This window comes from Paenibacillus sp. LjRoot153 (assembly GCF_964253085.1).
Taxonomy (GTDB): domain Bacteria; phylum Bacillota; class Bacilli; order Paenibacillales; family NBRC-103111; genus Paenibacillus_E.
In genome coordinates, this window is sequence record NZ_CAXUQH020000001.1 from 1,016,809 (window position 1) to 1,033,381 (window position 16,573).

The following is a 16,573-nucleotide window of genomic DNA, read 5'->3' on the forward strand; positions in this document are numbered from 1 at the left end:
AGCGGATACATGACAAATTTAAACCAAACATGGAGGGGTTTCATTTGATAAAACAACTTTTTTCAGCGTCTTGGAAAGTAACAGCTATTAGCATGCTTGCAGTTAGTTTGGCCGCTTGCGGGAGCAATTCAGCTAAACCATCATCGTCATCAGCTCCAGCAGCTGCGAAATCCAATTATCCAGAAAAAGCACTTAGCATTATCGCTCCATCTGGTGCTGGCGGCGGCTGGGATATGACAGCGCGTACCATCGCTAAAGTATTAACGGAAACAAAAGCAGTCGATAAGCCCGTTTCAGTTGAAAACAAACCAGGCGGCGGCGGTACTGTATTTATGGCGGAATATGCGACTAAAGATATCAAAGATAACTACAAGCTGTTCGTGAGTTCGCCTCCAATCCTCATTAATCATTTGAAAAAAGAAGGAAACACACCTTACGGATACAATGATACGACGCCGCTAGCGCAATTGACCAAAGATTATGGCGCTGTCGCGGTAGCAGCCAATTCGAAATACAAAGATCTGAAGTCACTGCTGGATGATATGAAAGCAGATCCTACGAAGCTAACGGTTGCGGGCGGTTCGGCACCTGGTTCCATGGATCACTTGGTATCTATTCTACCAGCATTCAAATATGGCATTGACCCGAAAAAGGTGAAATACGTGTCCTATGACGGTGGCGGTGAAGCCGTAACTGCATTGCTTGGCGGTAATGCTGATGTCTTAGGTACAGATGCTTCTTCCTTAGATCAATACGTGAAAGCTGGAAAAATCCGCATACTTGCTGTTGCAGCACCTGCCCGTCTTAGTGGCAGCCTGAAAGATGTTCCGACTATGAAGGAACAAGGCGTTGATGCAGAATTCCTGATTTGGCGCGGTTTCTTCGGACCGAAGGACATGTCAGCAGATGCAAAAAAATACTGGGAAGATACGATTAAGAAAATGGTAGATTCCGATGCTTGGAAAAAAGAAATGCAAGCGAACAGCTGGGAGTCGGATTATAAGAAAGCAGATGATTTCAAAGCTTTCTTGGGGCAGCAAGAAACACAATTGAAAGATATGCTGACAGCGCTTGGTATGCAGAAATAAAACCTAACGAGACAAGGGAGAAGATGACCTCTTCTCCCTTGCCCTTAGTAAGGTAGGAGGCAGAGAAATGAATACAACATTTGATCGTTATGCAGGCATTGCATTTTTCGCCATTGGCCTTGCCTTTGTGATTGGTTCCTTAGGTATTTCAACAAGTGCTTACGGTAGTAATGTAGGTGCCAATATTTTTCCGATGATTTTAGGGTCGTTCTTATCTCTGATGAGTTTGCGTCTTATGTACGAGACGTTCCGTAGGCAGCGTGCTGCGAAGGGCAAAGAAAATTTGGATTACAAACGATTTCTCATTATTTTCATTGCGGCTGTCTTATATGCCTATTTCCTTGAAGATATCGGGTTCGTGATCTCCACGTTCCTGTTCCTTATGATTGGATTTCAAACGATGCAAAAAGGTAGAGTATGGGTTTCCTTGCTGATTGCAGCTTGCTTCTCTTATGGTGTGTATTACTTATATGTGAATCTGCTGGATGGATCGCTTCCCGGATTTCCAACATGGTTAGGGGGGGCATAAGATGAGCACTTTGGATTATGTGTTTCACGGCTTGGGCACAGCGATGCAGTGGCATAATGTTATTTTTGTATTTTTGGGCGTATTGATTGGTACGGTGGTTGGCGTTCTACCTGGAATTGGTCCGATGAGCGGTGTAGCTCTCTTGATTCCGATCACGGCAACAATGACAGCTGGCTTAGGTCCAGAAGAAGCCGCTACGAGTTCAATCATTTTGCTGGCAGGGGTGTATTATGGGGCGATGTACGGAGGTTCGACGACGTCGATTCTATTAAACACACCTGGAGAATCGTCTTCTGTCGTCACAACACTTGACGGTTATCAAATGGCCAAACAGGGTAGAGCAGGAGCAGCGCTCGCGATTTCAGCAATCGGTTCCTTCGCTGCGGGCATTATTTCGCTGATCGGTCTTATCTTCTTGGCTCGTCCTTTGTCGGCAGTCGCAATCAAGTTCGGACCTGCTGAATATTTCTCCTTGATGGTGCTCGGCTTGCTCGCGATCAGCGGACTGGCTGGGAAATCAATGGTGAAGGCGCTTATGATGACGGCATTCGGTCTGTTGTTAGCGACGATCGGTATCGATAACGTGTCAGGCGTGGAGCGATTCACCTTCGGCATTCCTGAGCTATATCAGGGCTTGGAATTCCTGACTGTGGCAGTGGGTACATTTGCTGTCGGTGAAGTGTTCAAAACCATACTTCAACGCGAAGGGAACGATGGCGAGATTGCCAAAATCAATCGCATTCTGCCGACAAAACAAGATATGAAAGATAGCGCGGCTCCTATTGCGCGCGGTTCTGTGCTTGGCTTTTTCATAGGCTTACTTCCAGGCGCGGGTGCTATTCTTGCCTCCTTCTTTGCTTATATCGTAGAGAAGAAAATTAGCAAAAATCCGGAAAAGTTCGGTAAGGGAGCGATTGAAGGGGTGGCTTCACCGGAGGCTGCGAATAACGCTGCATCGGGTGGCGCGATGATTCCACTGTTGACATTGGGGATCCCATCCTCAGGGACGACGGCTATTCTGATGGGTGCTTTCATTATGTACAATGTCCAGCCAGGTCCTTTGCTATTCCAGGATCATCCACAGTTAGCATGGGGCGTCATTGCAAGTATGTTCGTCGGTAATCTCATGCTGCTAATTCTTAATATGCCGCTGGTAAAAGTGTTTGCCAAAGTAATTGAAACACCTGCTAAGTATTTAATTCCATTAATTATCGTTTTTTCCGTATTCGGGGTGTATGCCGTACAGTATTCGACGTTTGATTTAATGCTCATTATGGGCTGTGGTCTTGTGGGATATTTCTTGTCTAAGAACGATTATCCACTAGCACCACTCGTGCTTGGTCTTATTCTGGGACCGATGATGGAAAATAACATGCGTAGAGCACTTACCATTTCAAATGGTGATTTCATGATCTTCCTGCAAAAACCGGTTTCGCTTGTATTTCTTATCATCGGTCTGATCTGGATTACCATTCCACTAATAATGAAACTCAGAGGAAAAAATGTACTTGTGAATGAGGAAGGGTAATGAATATGAACAATACGATGGGTGGCAAAAGTATTATTTTGCGTCTGGAATTGCTGACAGAGCAAATCCATTTCGGTCAATTAATTACGTTAATTACCGAAAACGGCGGGGATGTTATCGCGATTGACGTTATTCAAACCGGCGCGAATTGGACGGTTCGGGACATTACCGTATCCGCATCCGAACAGTCACAGCTGGACAGTATTGTCGCTAGGATGAAGGATCTCGCTGGCGTGCGACTCGTTCACGTGTCTGATCGCACATTCCTGCTTCATCTCGGCGGCAAAATCGAGATGAAGCCCAAATCACCGATCCAGAACAGGGACGATCTGTCCCGTGTGTACACGCCGGATGTTGCCAGGGTCTGTATGGCTATCCATGAAAATGAGGATAACGCCTACAAGCTTACGATCAAGCGCAATACGGTCGCTGTTGTTTCCGACGGTAGTGCCGTGCTCGGGCTTGGCAACATCGGCCCCTATGCGGCAATGCCTGTCATGGAAGGCAAGGCGATGTTGTTCAAGCAGTTTGCCGATGTCGATGCCTTTCCAATTTGTTTAAGCACGCAAAGTACCGAAGAAATCATTGCGACCATCAAGCATATGGCACCAGGGTTCGGCGGTATTAATCTAGAGGACATCTCCTCCCCACGATGTTTTGAAATTGAAGAGCGTCTTCGCAAGGAGCTGGACATCCCCGTATTCCATGACGACCAGCATGGTACGGCAGTGGTCTTATATGCTGGGCTCATCAACGCGCTGAAAGTAGTCGGCAAGGAGATTAGTGAGGCTAAAGTTGTCGTCTGCGGTATTGGCGCAGCGGGAATGGCTTGCTCCAACATATTACTGGCTGCAGGCGTGAAGGAATTGATCGGGGTTGACCGGGAAGGCGCGTTGGTACGCACGAACGAGTACGCAAACCCGCATTGGAAGGAATACGCGGAGAAGACGAACCCTAACCTGCGATCAGGTACTCTACATGACGTCATCGAAGGAGCAGATGTGTTCATCGGACTGTCCGCAGGAGGCTTGCTGAAGCGGGCTGATGTTGAGCGGATGGCGGCTAAGCCTGTGGTGTTCGTGATGGCGAACCCAACGCCTGAAATTCATCCCGATGAAATTGAAGATATCGTGGGTGTCGTTGCTACGGGGCGTTCGGATTTCCCGAATCAGATTAACAATGTGCTTTGCTTTCCGGGTATATTCCGTGCAGCCTTGGACTGCCAAGCCTCCTCCATCAATGAAGAAATGAAGCTGGCCGCTTCCGCCGCGATTGCGTCGGTTGTCACGCAGCAGGAATTGAACAAGTTATATATCATTCCAAGTGTGTTTAATCAAGAAGTGGTTAGACGGATTCGTGAAGCGGTTATCCGTGCGGCTATTCAAACAGGGACCGCGAGGCGGATCCCACGTGAGTTTCGTCAGGTGGAATAGTCCTACCGAAACGGATGCCAACAATGGAACTAAAGTGGAGGGATTCGTATGGGTGGTTTGGAAACGAAGGCTATTGTAGAAATAAATCAGGTCGCGAATCAGTTCAAATCTAGTATCGTGATTCAAGTGGGCACAAGGTTTATTGATGTGAAGAGCATTCTGGGTCTGAGTGTTACCCTTTTTAACAATCAAGCTTACAAGCTTGATATTCATGGACCCGATGAAGAAGAAGCAATCCAGGTCATGAAGAGGATTTTTGACAAACATGGTCTTAATTTAAATGTTAAATGAAGACAGAAAAGAAGCGAAGGGCCAATTGCCTTTCGAATGCACGAGTTGTGGCAAGAGGGTTAATTAGAATAAGAATTAAATTCATGAACGCGAGAGGTTTTATCGTTTTTAGATTTCTTTTCATTCGCCAAATTCTCAGATTCGTCTTAATTTAATGAAATTGAAAAAACTCCAACTCCATGTTTAAGATGGATTGGAGTTTTTTGTTTTACTTACGTTTCAGCCGTAAGAACCGTCCGTTTGCTCTCGCGTAACGCAGAACTTTGAAGAACATTTTTTTATCTTTTAATTGGTTGAAAATAAAGGGATCCGGTACTGTGTTAACTTCTAGTACCCATGGTTTCAATTTTTTATCGATTCCGAAGTCAATACCAATCTCTTTGAATCCCGGATAGCTCGTCTGGTAATGCTTAGCAATTCTATACCCTAAGTTTCGCAAGCTATTGATATAATTCATTTTCTTTTTCCCATTTAGATAGGAACTAAGTAACAATTCTAAAGGTAACGGTTTTCCGCTATTGTGAAAGTTTGTTACTATTTTTTTGGGATGCGCGACTCGCCCGATATAACCAGTAGTCTCCCAAGTCTTCATTTGGTTTTTTTGCACCATAATACGTATATCGAATATTCGATTGTGATGGGTTAAAAGAGGAATGCCTTGCTGGACCAGATAGGATCGGTTTAACTTGGCTTTGTTCAGAGCAGCGAATAAGCTTTGAAATGCTACAAAAGACTTAGTAACTTTACCGGTTTGAAGGTGGTATTTATCACTTTTTACCACTCGAATAATGCCTTGTCCGGCAGTGCCATTGTCGGGCTTCACATAAACCATCTTATGTTTGATTAACATATAAAGCAGGTTGGTTTGATTGTAGATCCTTGTTTCCGGAACAAATTTGCGAAGTTCTTTATTTCGTAAAAGAACTTTCGTTTTTACCCATTTACTGCCTACTGTTCTTGTACGGTTCATTGTCAACACAGCACCTTTACTTGGAAATTGGCTTGGATCATACCAGTTATCATATTCAAATAAGGTTGTGTGACTTGGAGTGGCGTCTATTAGGGAAATTAATTTTTTGAAATCACTCAACGTGATGGCAAATGTGTTAGTTGTCTATGCTTCTCATTTTTTTCTCATCTTTATCATGTAATGTTTATAACAGATGAGGAGGATGCGTTTGTTCCTCATGGGCACTGAATTATATGAAAGAGGGAGCGGAACAGGAATTGAGGACATTATGGACAAAAGATAAAAAGTGGGTTTTATTAAGTTGCGCAATTACACTTGTCTTCGTTATTTACGGCATATGGAACATGTTTCATTTAACTTCTACACAATGGCACGATCGCGCATTCAAGGGTCTATATAAAAATTATGGATCACAAGCAAGAATCATTTTGTTCGCTGTATTGGCTTATTATATTTTGAAAACATTGCTCCAAAAGCGTTGGATGAAACATGGCTCACGTTTAAAAGAAGGTGCGATTTTACTGTCTGGAATCACTAGAAAATGGCATTCGCCGCTTGCTATTCTTGCAATCGGACTTATCGTACTGCATATCATTGGAGCTTTTCTTTATGAGTTCAAGTTAGACTTTGCCCATATGAGCGGTCTTGTTGCTGGTGTTGCTTTATTACCAGTACCTATCGCGGGGGTGTTTCGTTACCGAAGACTTGATCGGAGATGGCATATGCGGTTTGGGCTTATCTTTGCTATTCTATTTTTGATTCACGCATTTCTTTGAATAGATAGAAAGACCTCCTTCACTTTAAAAATGAAGGAGGTCTCTTTGACATTCGGCCTATTAGCTACGCCATGCTCGGCGCGATCATGTTATTAGTTTCCTGTAGGACTAGTCCTTTTAAAGCGATTCTCCATATACCATTGAAAGATCCACACGCTGAAAGTAAACCAAAATCCACTAGCGAAATAAGCACCAACGACATCACTAGGGTAATGGACACCCAAATAGATCCGACTAATCCCAATCAAGAGTATCATCATGATACTAATCAGAATGACCGCCGTTCGGCCACGTCTTGTAGGGACATGCCGCCACAGTAGAAAAGCAAGTGCAGCATACAGCGCAAAGACTACCATGGAGTGTCCGCTGGGAAAACTGTATCCTGATTCTTGAATTAGCCTGTGCAGGGAGGGGCGTTCCCTTTGAAAGCTAATTTTCAGGAGCTGATTTAAGATGGCAGTGCCGGCAACAAGGGCTACGAATAGAATTAATTCTAATCGGTGATTTAGGAATTTAAAAAATAGGAGTAGGCAGGTTACTGAAATGACAATAACCACTGGCGTAGAACCAATGAAAGTAAAACCTTTCATGACGGAAGTCAACCATGGACTTTCCATTCCTTGAATCGCAGAAATAACGCTGCTGTCGACTTGTGCGATCCATCGCCCTCTTATGAGGGAAGCCACTATTGTAAAGCAAAGAACAGAAGTAATGCTTAGAATAAGGAAAATAGTAACTTTTAATTTAGCATTCATTGCCAAGTTAGCTCCAATTCTTAATGAGTAAGATACGAGTAGTATACCAATTTATTAATATGATGCAATGATGTCAAAGATTGAATGATACCAAATCAAAAACCTGCCACATTAGGTAGGTTTCTGTATTTTCATTGTTTTCTCATATACTTCCCTTATATTAAGGAGAATAGCACTTGAAGGGAGATGCGGCTGATGACGCGCATATTACTAATAGAGGATGAAAAAAATCTTGTCCGCTTTATCCAATTGGAACTTGAACACGAAACTTTTGAGGTAATGCCTGCTTATGATGGGAAAACGGGACTCGCATTAGCCCTCCAAGAGGATTGGGATCTGATTCTTCTGGATATCATGTTGCCTGAAATGAACGGAATTGAAGTCTGTCGACGCATTCGAGCGGCTAAAAAAACGCCAATCCTGATGCTGACAGCAAGAGATAGTGTAGAGGATCGAGTCTCTGGGTTAGATAGCGGGGCGGATGATTATATTCCCAAACCCTTTGCGATTGAAGAGCTATTAGCACGCATTAGGGCTATTATTCGTCGCATGGAGTTAGAAGGAAATGCGCAGCATACACAGCTTTCTTTTCAACATATTAAAGTGGATTTGGACGCGAGGTTGGTTTATAAAGATAAGCAGCTCATTGAACTAACGAAACGGGAGTTTGATTTATTAGTGATGTTCATGAGAAATCATCATCTAGTCCTTACGCGAGATATGCTGCTGGACCAAGTATGGGGGTTTGATTCACCTGTAGAAACGAATGTGGTTGATGTGTATGTTAGATATTTACGAAACAAATTAGATCAAACTGGCGAGAATAGTTGTATTCATACTGTACGGGGAATAGGATACGTGATGAGATGAGAAGGCGTTTAACGGGGTCTATTCAAAGTCTTCCTATTAAATGGAAGCTCATGTTGGGAGCTGCATTGCTTATCTTCCTGTTATTTGCTTCCTATAATTTTGCGCAATATTTAGTACTTAAGCAATGGATGATGAAACAAGAGGAAGATAAAATTCAAGTCAATATGGTACAGTTCCAAGACTATTTCCAGGATAAATTAGCTTCAACAAACGACTTGCAAATTGCGGATAGTCAACTCTATGTTGAGAAATTGACTGGGAAAAACCAATTGGTGCGCATTCTCGACAAGGAGGGTAAGCCGCTTGTAAGCGTTTCGAACCATTTTGGGGTGAGTTGGGTGGTACCGAAGCCAGTAGTTATTCCTGAACTTTATGATATGACGCACAAAGAGGAGCATATTCTCATTTATCGAAGTCCGTTAGTTTCAGGGAATTTCGTTGGAACCATAGAGCTAGCGAGTAATTTGGAAACCTTCGATCATTTCAGTGAGACTTTATTATGGGTGATGTTGATCGGTGGGATTTTGGCAATTTTCATAAGCGGGATCAGCGGCTTAGCCATTTCGAGGCAGTTTATGCGGCCGATACGAGCACTGGCATCAACTATACGCAGCGTGAAAGAGAAAGGATTATCCGAACGTGTTACCGATATTCAAAATGGAGATGAGTTGTCTAGCTTAGCTAAGCTATTTAATGAATTGATGAGTCAACTGGAATTCTCCTTTCTGCAACAAAAGCAGTTTGTAGAAGATGCTTCACATGAGCTGAGGACACCGATCACGATAGTTGAAGGTCATTTGTCTTTATTAAATCGATGGGGTAAATCGGACCCTGCTGTTCTTGATGAATCATTGGAAGCCTCGCTGCAAGAAGTTAGGCGATTGAAAAAGCTGGTTCAAGAGCTATTAACGTTAACCAAAGTTGAGGCGAATTTGTTAAGTGAAAGTACTACTTCTATCCAAGTGGAACCTGTCATTCATGAAACGATAAAACGCTTTGAAGTCCTTAATCCTGAATTCGAATTTGTTGAAAACACGAAAAACATTAGTGACGTCATGCTGCTAATGAACTCACTGCATTTGGAACAAATGCTGATGATTATTCTGGATAACGCAGTGAAATATTCAAGCATAACGAAAAAGATCGTCATTGAGGGGAATATCTCATTCAATGAAGTGCAAATCAATGTACAAGATCATGGTATCGGGATTCCTGAAGCGGATTTACCCTTCGTATTTGATCGCTTTTACCGGGTTGATAAGGCGAGAAATCGTGAAATTGCAGGAACTGGACTGGGGCTTGCGATAGCCAAGCAGCTTGTTCTCAATTACCAGGGGAACTTAACGATTTCAAGTAGGGAAAGCGAAGGGACTCGCGTACAACTAACTTTCCCCATTCACTACACTAAATGATGGATGCCTAGTTTCTCATCTTCCTCTCATTTTCATCAAGTAAAGTTACTGTATTGCCTGTTCTAGGCATTCAGTAATGAAAGAGGATGATGATTGTGAGTATATCAGATTTGGATTATCAATGGTTTCAACGGATTAATGAGCTTGGACATATCTTTTCGGCTCTAAATCCTATCATGCGTTTGTTTGCTTCCTATGCGGAATATGTGTTTTATCTCGGCGTTGTTGTTTATTGGTTTACGAGACAATCGATCAAGCGTCAAATGGTTGTAGAGTCACTCTTATCTGCTTCTTTTGCATTAGGTGTTAGCGGGTTGATCGGGCATTATTTCTACCGGGATCGTCCCTTCGTGACACATTCTGTGTTGCAATTGATTTCACACCCTGCTAATACCTCATTTCCAAGTGATCATGCGATTGGGGCATTTGTGATCGCGACGTCTATTTGGTTATTTCGTCGAAAAGAAGGAACTATGTGGCTTCTCTTAGCTGCCTGTATCGCGTTTTCACGGGTATGGACTGGTGTTCATTATCCATTAGATGTACTAGCTGGTGCAGGAATTGGCATCACTGCCGCGGCTGCTGTTCATCAACTTTTTATGCGCTCAACAAGAGCACTGAAGTGCTTAGAAGCCATTATTCACTTGTATGAAGCGACAGAATCTAAATTATGGAGACGAATTGCATGAACGCTAATCCTTGTGTATTAATACTTACAGCAAGCTACGGGAATGGTCACCTACAGGCTTCAAAAGCCTTGTATCAGCAATTCTTAGAGCAAGGAATAGAGCGCGTGAAAATCGTTAACCTCATGAAAGAGGGGCATCCATTCATTAATTTAATTACGACTACGCTGATTAACACCAGTGTTAAAAGTTCACGATTTGGTTTTGATTATTATGGCTGGTGTTATTATTTAACCCGTGAAACGAAGCAGACGGCACTATTTCAGAAGTCGATGACCTATCTAGGACAGAGGAAGTTAAGAGAGCTCATTGAGCAAGAACAACCGGATGTTGTCGTCAATACGTTTCCATTTGGAGCATCTCCTGAAGTTTGCAGCTCGATGGGGTTCTGAATTTCACGGTACTTACGGATTACGCTTTGCACGCAAGTTGGCTGCATACGAATGTTAATAAATATTATGTGGCTACAGAAGAATTAAAGCAGCAAATGGTCTTTAAAGGTGTTAATAAAGATTGTGTCGAGGTAAGCGGCATTCCGATTCGTCAAGAATTCGCAACTGAAAGCACGATAGCCCGAGGTAGAAAAGGAAGGCTCATTCTCATAATGGCAACCGATAACAGTGTAAATAGCTATATGGAGGATATGCTCAGTGCTTTAACTATGTTTTCTCAATTTCGTATCATTATCATTTGTGGTTACAATGTGAAATTACGTCACAGACTTCTTGAGATATTTACAACGAACCCTAGCATCCGCATATTGGGATATGTGGACAACGTGCACGAATGGATGTCACAAGCAGCCTGCATCATAACGAAAGCGGGAGGATTAACAGTAACGGAAGCGATTGTCCTTCGACTGCCACTTTTCATTTATAAACCGCATGCAGGGCAGGAAAAGGAGAACGCTCTATACCTCTCAAGTCGGGGGGTTGCCTCGATTTCGAATAGCTTGGAGGAGTTAATCTCGAATATGGATTATTTGTTTCAACGTCCAAGTCTGTATGAAGAAATAAGAAAACGCATGGCAGCCATGCAACGAAGTCAAGCAGCTGCTCATATCGTCAGTGATATTTCTCACAGATGGGCTAGGGAGTCGATACCATTGTCGATTTAGAAATGAATGGGGAGGGCTCCAGATGAGGGTACATCTACATGACAACCATTATGGATCGCAAATCGTAGGGTTGATACTTATCGGGCTTCTTGTATATACAATTATCCCTACTCTCATTGTTCGATTAGGTGGCCTGGGAGTTTATCGAAAAGGAAAGAGGCCGATAGGAATCGCGCTGACATTTGATGATGGACCAGATCCGGTGTACACGCCGCAACTCCTAGATATTTTGCGATCACACCGCATTCAAGCGACTTTTTTTGTTCTTGGCTCCAAAGCAGAGAAATACCCTGAACTTATCAGCAGGATGCATAAAGAAGGACATTTAATCGGCATTCATAATTATATGCATTGGACAAATGCTTTACTGACTCCCAAGAAGGTGAGAAAACAATTATATGATACCGTAGCGGTCATCGAGAATATTATTGGTGTGGCACCCATCCATTATAGACCGCCATGGGGAATTATTAATGTGTTTGACTTTCTGCTCATGAAACAATTTCGACTCGTTTTTTGGTCCTTAATGGTTGGTGATTGGAGTTGTCGCGGAGGAACAGAAAGGATCAATAAAAAGTTATTCGCGAGGTTGAAAAGCAACGACATCATCTTGCTGCACGATAGTGGGCAGACACTTGGTGCGAATCAAAATGCGCCGCTGCATATGTTGGATGCGTTAAAGGAATTTGTGGAAGAATGCATGAGGCAAGGGATGCCTTTTATGCGGATTGATAAAAGAATGCAGATGGATGACCAAACCAAATTTGACATAGATCAGTTTGGATCTGGAAAATCAAATGTTATATTGTAGGCTTGAACGCTGCATAGTCGAAACTAGGACAGCCACGAAGACATAGTGGCTGCGTAACAGTTAGGAAGACTATGGATGGATTATCGACAGGAGGAGCAGGATATAGATGAGATGGAAGTTCGTTCTAAGATATTGCTGGAGCGCGCGGTATCGATTATAATGAATTGCGCGAAGTTCGGCTCGAGTACCCGGATCGGACGCTGAGGATAAGGACGTGAACGTCGATTTAATGAAGTCGGTCCAGCAAAAAAATAACAGACTTTGTCATTTGACTGAGTAAATATGTGTTGAAATTTATTATCAATGGACCTACAGCTGAGTGCTGCAGGTCTTTCTTAGTAGTTATTCGTTTAATCGTCAATACTTCTTCGACTCACTTCTTGTCGTAGTGCTTATAACTATCATATAATAGTAAATAAATATTTTATCGATTGGCTTATTAATGATCCAGAAAAGGTGTGTGTCTAGGCTGCGACCTGGCTTCTGTAGCGCTTAAGCAGGTGCGTCTATATCCTTTCTGCAAATTTCAGGGTATAAGGATGGTAAAAATGAGCAACAGAGAAACTAAAACAGACGTCATCTTAATTGGTGCAGGAATCATGAGTGCGACCTTAGGGACACTGCTAAAAGAATTAGTACCGGAATGGGAAATTAAAGTCTTTGAGAAGCTCGAAAATGCTGGAGAGGAAAGCTCTAACGAATGGAATAATGCTGGTACAGGGCATGCGGCACTGTGCGAGCTTAATTACACTTCCGAAAAACCAGACGGATCTGTAGATATTAGTAAAGCAATCCAAATAAATGAACAGTTTCAGCATTCCATGCAGTTCTGGTCTTATCTTGTAAACAGCAAGCTAATCCATGATCCGCAGGACTTTATCATGCCATTGCCTCATATGAGTATGGTCCTCGGGAAACAAAATGTATCGTTTTTAAAGAAACGGTATGAAGCCATGTCGAATAACTCCCTATTCAAAGGGATGGAATTTTCCGATGACCCTAAAAAGCTAATGGAATGGATTCCACTGATTATCAAGGATCGTCCATCGAATGAACCGATCGCGGCAACCAAAATTGACTCCGGTACGGATGTTAACTTTGGCGCTTTAACGCGTATACTATTTGATCACTTAAAAACGAAGAACGTTGATATCAAATACAAGCACAGCGTGGATAACTTGAGACGTACTGGCGACGGCTCGTGGGAATTGAAAATACGCAATATCAACAGTGGCAGTGTTGAGCGCCATACGGCTAAATTCGTCTTTATCGGCGGTGGTGGTGGAAGCCTGCATCTGCTGCAAAAGTCCGGTATTCCAGAAGGTAGAAATATCGGAGGATTCCCGGTAAGCGGCATATTCATGGTATGTAATAATCCAGCTGTTGTCGCACAGCACCATGCCAAAGTATACGGCAAAGCGAAGCTTGGCGCACCGCCAATGTCAGTTCCGCATCTGGACACACGATTTATCGACAATAAAAAATCGTTGTTATTTGGACCATTCGCCGGGTTCTCACCCAAGTTCCTGAAAACCGGTTCCATGTTCGATTTGGTTACATCTGTTAAACCGAATAATCTTGTGACGATGTTGTCGGCAGGTGCCAAGAACATGTCATTGACGAAATACCTGATCGAGCAAGTCATGTTGTCGAAAGAAAAGCGCATGGAAGAGCTGCGGGAGTTTATCCCAAGTGCCAAAACCGAGGATTGGGAGTTAGTTGTAGCGGGTCAACGTGTACAAGTTATTAAAGACACGGCTGCTGGCAAAGGAACACTTCAGTTCGGTACGGAAGTGATTAGTTCAGCTGACGGCTCATTAGCGGCTTTGCTCGGCGCTTCTCCAGGAGCTTCTACGGCAGTTTCGGTCATGCTTGAGCTAGTAACAAAATGTTTCCCAGAACATATCAAAGAATGGGAACCGAAAATTAAAGAAATGATTCCGAGTTACGGTGTGTCACTTCTGAAGCATCCAGAGCTTATTGATGAAATTCATACGTCAACTGCTCGGATTCTCGGTCTAAGTGGAAAGACATCGTTAGAGGTATCACGTTAATAAATAGTGGGGAGTCAGCTTCGCGGCGGAACTCCTCTTTTTGTTGTCTAAAGCTCTATCCACCGGCCTAAGGCCGAACGGATAGGGTTATTCGTCGTTTCTTTGTCATTTGTTCTTCTCCTTCCGACACCGAGTATAACAATGACTATGCGGTGTTGGATGATGACTATCATGCGGCGAAAACCCTTGGTACGACAGGCTTTGCACGTTCGCATGAAACACGTGCAGGAATGACTATGGACGGCAATAGCGCGTGTTCCCTATGATGCAGAGGTAGCAATTGACGTGTTCGAACATGAACATCACCACTTCAGTCTGATAGGAAAGGAAGTGCAGTTATGCACACGGAATCAGCCCTAGCCGCGAGCAAGGCGTCCGCGACATCCGCGAGAGGGATACATCGAAAGCAACATGTGAAACGCTTGCTGCGTAACCGATGGCTGTATCTGATGCTGCTCCCTGGCATCTTGTATTTTCTCATTTTTAAGTACGTACCAATGTACGGCGTGCTCATCGCTTTCAAGAATTACCAGCCGTTTCTCGGCTTCTGGGACAGCGAATGGGTGGGAATGAAACACTTTAATCGTTTCTTCGGAGACCCGCTGTTCTGGCGGCTGCTCAGCAACACATTCATATTAGCCATCTATAATATTGTGTTCTTTTTTCCATTACCCATTATTATCGCGCTGATGCTGAATGAACTTAGAGTCGAGCTGTTCAAAAGAACGATTCAAACCGTGGTGTACATCCCACATTTCATGTCCTGGGTCGTCATCGTATCCATTGTCTACTTGTTCTTCACAACCGAAGGGGGACTGGTGAATGAGGGGATTAAGTCACTTGGTGGTGAAAAGATTAACTTCTTGCTCAGCGCGGATTGGTTCCGAACGTTCATCACAGCAGAGGTGATCTGGAAGGAAACAGGCTGGGGGACGATCATTTTCCTAGCTGCGTTGTCGGGTGTGGACCCCCAGCAATATGAAGCTGCTCGCATCGATGGTGCGAACCGCATGCAACAAATGATGCATGTGACGTTTCCGGCTATTCGCTCCACGATTGTGATTCTGCTCATCCTGCGGCTTGGACATTTCCTGGACACCGGATTTGAACAAATTTGGCTTATGCTGAATGCGATGAATCGCGAGGTTGGCGAAGTGTTCGACACGTATGTGTATTCGACAGGGATTTCGGAAGGACAGTATAGCTATAGCACGGCTGTAGGCTTGTTCAAATCAATTGTTGGACTGGTGCTTGTGGCAGCTTCGAACTTTATCGCCAAGCGAATGGGCGAGGAAGGTGTCGTGTAAGACAATGGAACGGAGGTTATCCCATGGTTAAAGATCGTTCGTTTGGCAGCAGACTGTTTGATGCGGTCAATATCACATTGTTAATTGTGTTTGCGTTAGTGACGTTGATCCCTTTTATTTATATCGTTGCGGGCTCGTTTGCGACCCAAAAGGAATTACTGCAGAGAGGCTTTATCCTGTTCCCGACGGAATTTTCGATAAGTGCCTATGAGTACATCTTCTCCACTGGAACGTTGATGCGCAGCATGGGCGTCACGATTTTCATTACGATTGCAGGTACGCTCATTAATATCATGATGACCTGTTTGATGGCCTACCCTTTGGCGCGAAAGGATTTGGATTACCGTAAGCCGATTCAGATCGCTGTCATTTTCACCATGTTGTTTAGCGGTGGTATGATCCCAACGTTTCTGGTGATTAAGCAGCTGGGCATGATTGATACGTATTGGTCTTTGTTGATTCCCGGCGCGATTAGCGCGTTCAATCTCATCATTATGCGAAATTTCTTTCAGCAGCTGCCCGACGGCTTGGAGGAATCTGCCAAAATCGATGGCTGCTCCGATCCGGGAATTTTGTTCCGCATCGTCATTCCGCTTTCCCTGCCGGCCATTGCCACTTTCTCGCTGTTTTACGCAGTGGGACATTGGAACACTTTTTTCAGTGCCGTGCTCTATATCAATGACTCTACGAAATGGCCGATTCAGGTGCTGCTCAGACAGATTGTCATCATGTCAGATGGCGGCGGGCTAGGGGATTCGACTTCACTCGCAGCTGATTTTGTACAACCGCCTGAGCAAAGTGTGAAGATGGCTGTCATCGTTATCTCCACATTGCCGATCCTGATTGTGTATCCGTTTTTGCAAAAGCATTTCGCCAAAGGCGTATTGCTGGGTTCCGTTAAAGGGTAAACTGTTTCCACAGTTTCTCGATAGATGTATCATATAAA

The 16,573-nt window shown here is 43.7% G+C and carries 18 protein-coding genes; 16 read left to right on the forward strand and 2 right to left on the reverse strand.

Annotated features, from left to right (window positions below; translation table 11 throughout):
* The first annotated feature begins 29 nt into the window (after positions 1–29).
* The 5 genes from ACSQ8P_RS04645 (at position 30) to ACSQ8P_RS04665 (ending at position 4,869) form a co-directional block, all read left to right on the forward strand.
* On the forward strand, positions 30–1,088 hold the full coding sequence (locus tag ACSQ8P_RS04645) for a tripartite tricarboxylate transporter substrate binding protein (RefSeq protein ID WP_436234101.1): 1,059 nt from the start codon (positions 30–32) through the stop codon (positions 1,086–1,088).
* Positions 1,089–1,155: 67 nt separating this feature from the next.
* Positions 1,156–1,617, forward strand: coding sequence for a tripartite tricarboxylate transporter TctB family protein (locus ACSQ8P_RS04650; protein WP_436234102.1), 462 nt, complete (start codon positions 1,156–1,158; stop codon positions 1,615–1,617).
* 1 nt (position 1,618) lies between these two features.
* Positions 1,619–3,145 (forward strand): tripartite tricarboxylate transporter permease, encoded by a 1,527-nt coding sequence (locus ACSQ8P_RS04655; RefSeq protein ID WP_436234103.1) that lies wholly within the window; start codon positions 1,619–1,621, stop codon positions 3,143–3,145.
* 5 nt (positions 3,146–3,150) lie between these two features.
* Positions 3,151–4,578, forward strand: a complete 1,428-nt coding sequence (locus ACSQ8P_RS04660) for an NAD-dependent malic enzyme (RefSeq protein ID WP_436239454.1) — start codon at positions 3,151–3,153, stop codon at positions 4,576–4,578.
* Positions 4,579–4,626: 48 nt separating this feature from the next.
* Entirely contained in the window at positions 4,627–4,869 is a 243-nt protein-coding gene (locus tag ACSQ8P_RS04665) for an HPr family phosphocarrier protein (protein ID WP_436234104.1), read from the forward strand.
* A gap of 208 nt (positions 4,870–5,077) precedes the next feature.
* On the opposite strand, the gene ACSQ8P_RS04670 is transcribed toward ACSQ8P_RS04665, so the two are convergent.
* On the reverse strand, positions 5,078–5,959 hold the full coding sequence (locus ACSQ8P_RS04670) for a YheC/YheD family protein (RefSeq protein WP_436234105.1): 882 nt from the start codon (positions 5,957–5,959) through the stop codon (positions 5,078–5,080).
* A 113-nt stretch (positions 5,960–6,072) separates the two neighbouring features.
* Between ACSQ8P_RS04670 and ACSQ8P_RS04675 the strand changes: the two genes are divergently transcribed.
* Positions 6,073–6,615 (forward strand): hypothetical protein, encoded by a 543-nt coding sequence (locus ACSQ8P_RS04675; RefSeq protein ID WP_436234106.1) that lies wholly within the window; start codon positions 6,073–6,075, stop codon positions 6,613–6,615.
* 92 nt (positions 6,616–6,707) lie between these two features.
* On the opposite strand, the gene ACSQ8P_RS04680 is transcribed toward ACSQ8P_RS04675, so the two are convergent.
* A complete protein-coding gene (locus tag ACSQ8P_RS04680; RefSeq protein ID WP_436234107.1) occupies positions 6,708–7,370 on the reverse strand; it encodes a phosphatase PAP2 family protein in 663 nt (220 codons plus the stop codon).
* Between the two features lie 195 nt (positions 7,371–7,565).
* Here ACSQ8P_RS04680 and ACSQ8P_RS04685 point away from each other — a divergent pair, with 195 nt between their 5' ends.
* The 10 genes from ACSQ8P_RS04685 to ACSQ8P_RS04730 all read left to right on the forward strand — a co-directional run bounded on the left by ACSQ8P_RS04685 (position 7,566) and on the right by ACSQ8P_RS04730 (position 16,535).
* Complete coding sequence (locus ACSQ8P_RS04685) at positions 7,566–8,240, forward strand: response regulator transcription factor (protein WP_436234108.1); 675 nt, start codon at positions 7,566–7,568, stop codon at positions 8,238–8,240.
* Entirely contained in the window at positions 8,237–9,652 is a 1,416-nt protein-coding gene (locus ACSQ8P_RS04690; RefSeq protein WP_436234109.1) for a HAMP domain-containing sensor histidine kinase, read from the forward strand. The genes ACSQ8P_RS04685 and ACSQ8P_RS04690 overlap by 4 nt, the downstream gene beginning before the upstream one ends.
* A gap of 95 nt (positions 9,653–9,747) precedes the next feature.
* Positions 9,748–10,341, forward strand: coding sequence for an undecaprenyl-diphosphatase (locus ACSQ8P_RS04695; RefSeq protein ID WP_436234110.1), 594 nt, complete (start codon positions 9,748–9,750; stop codon positions 10,339–10,341).
* The gene (locus tag ACSQ8P_RS04700) at positions 10,338–10,730 is read left to right on the forward strand and encodes an MGDG synthase family glycosyltransferase (RefSeq protein WP_436234111.1); all 393 of its coding nucleotides are present in this window, start codon (positions 10,338–10,340) and stop codon (positions 10,728–10,730) included. The genes ACSQ8P_RS04695 and ACSQ8P_RS04700 overlap by 4 nt, the downstream gene beginning before the upstream one ends.
* Positions 10,709–11,455, forward strand: a complete 747-nt coding sequence (locus ACSQ8P_RS04705) for an MGDG synthase family glycosyltransferase (RefSeq protein ID WP_436234112.1) — start codon at positions 10,709–10,711, stop codon at positions 11,453–11,455. Before ACSQ8P_RS04700 ends, ACSQ8P_RS04705 begins: the two co-directional genes overlap by 22 nt.
* A 22-nt stretch (positions 11,456–11,477) precedes the next feature.
* Positions 11,478–12,266: a polysaccharide deacetylase family protein gene (locus tag ACSQ8P_RS04710; RefSeq protein ID WP_436234113.1), complete on the forward strand. Its 789-nt coding sequence runs from the start codon at positions 11,478–11,480 to the stop codon at positions 12,264–12,266.
* Positions 12,267–12,341: 75 nt separating this feature from the next.
* Positions 12,342–12,470 carry a hypothetical protein gene (locus ACSQ8P_RS04715; protein ID WP_436234114.1) on the forward strand — a complete coding sequence of 43 codons (129 nt, stop codon included), beginning with the start codon at positions 12,342–12,344 and terminating at the stop codon, positions 12,468–12,470.
* Positions 12,471–12,814: 344 nt separating this feature from the next.
* A complete protein-coding gene (locus ACSQ8P_RS04720) occupies positions 12,815–14,320 on the forward strand; it encodes a malate:quinone oxidoreductase (RefSeq protein ID WP_436234115.1) in 1,506 nt (501 codons plus the stop codon).
* 338 nt (positions 14,321–14,658) lie between these two features.
* Positions 14,659–15,627: an ABC transporter permease gene (locus ACSQ8P_RS04725; RefSeq protein WP_436234116.1), complete on the forward strand. Its 969-nt coding sequence runs from the start codon at positions 14,659–14,661 to the stop codon at positions 15,625–15,627.
* 23 nt (positions 15,628–15,650) lie between these two features.
* Positions 15,651–16,535, forward strand: coding sequence for a carbohydrate ABC transporter permease (locus tag ACSQ8P_RS04730; RefSeq protein WP_436234117.1), 885 nt, complete (start codon positions 15,651–15,653; stop codon positions 16,533–16,535).
* Positions 16,536–16,573: the final 38 nt, after the last annotated feature.

Bases quoted from the DNA above. Each gene is read 5' to 3' on its own strand.
- ACSQ8P_RS04680 (WP_436234107.1), bottom strand. From the start codon at position 7,370: ATGAATGCTAAATTAAAAGTTACTATTTTCCTTATTCTAAGCATTACT.
- ACSQ8P_RS04660 (WP_436239454.1), top strand. From the start codon at position 3,151: ATGAACAATACGATGGGTGGCAAAAGTATTATTTTGCGTCTGGAATTG.
- ACSQ8P_RS04655 (WP_436234103.1), top strand. From the start codon at position 1,619: ATGAGCACTTTGGATTATGTGTTTCACGGCTTGGGCACAGCGATGCAG.
- ACSQ8P_RS04675 (WP_436234106.1), top strand. From the start codon at position 6,073: ATGAAAGAGGGAGCGGAACAGGAATTGAGGACATTATGGACAAAAGAT.
- ACSQ8P_RS04700 (WP_436234111.1), top strand. From the start codon at position 10,338: ATGAACGCTAATCCTTGTGTATTAATACTTACAGCAAGCTACGGGAAT.
- ACSQ8P_RS04710 (WP_436234113.1), top strand. From the start codon at position 11,478: ATGAGGGTACATCTACATGACAACCATTATGGATCGCAAATCGTAGGG.
- ACSQ8P_RS04715 (WP_436234114.1), top strand. From the start codon at position 12,342: ATGGATTATCGACAGGAGGAGCAGGATATAGATGAGATGGAAGTTCGT.
- ACSQ8P_RS04725 (WP_436234116.1), top strand. From the start codon at position 14,659: ATGCACACGGAATCAGCCCTAGCCGCGAGCAAGGCGTCCGCGACATCC.
- ACSQ8P_RS04690 (WP_436234109.1), top strand. From the start codon at position 8,237: ATGAGAAGGCGTTTAACGGGGTCTATTCAAAGTCTTCCTATTAAATGG.
- ACSQ8P_RS04730 (WP_436234117.1), top strand. From the start codon at position 15,651: ATGGTTAAAGATCGTTCGTTTGGCAGCAGACTGTTTGATGCGGTCAAT.
- ACSQ8P_RS04665 (WP_436234104.1), top strand. From the start codon at position 4,627: ATGGGTGGTTTGGAAACGAAGGCTATTGTAGAAATAAATCAGGTCGCG.
- ACSQ8P_RS04720 (WP_436234115.1), top strand. From the start codon at position 12,815: ATGAGCAACAGAGAAACTAAAACAGACGTCATCTTAATTGGTGCAGGA.
- ACSQ8P_RS04645 (WP_436234101.1), top strand. From the start codon at position 30: ATGGAGGGGTTTCATTTGATAAAACAACTTTTTTCAGCGTCTTGGAAA.
- ACSQ8P_RS04685 (WP_436234108.1), top strand. From the start codon at position 7,566: ATGACGCGCATATTACTAATAGAGGATGAAAAAAATCTTGTCCGCTTT.
- ACSQ8P_RS04650 (WP_436234102.1), top strand. From the start codon at position 1,156: ATGAATACAACATTTGATCGTTATGCAGGCATTGCATTTTTCGCCATT.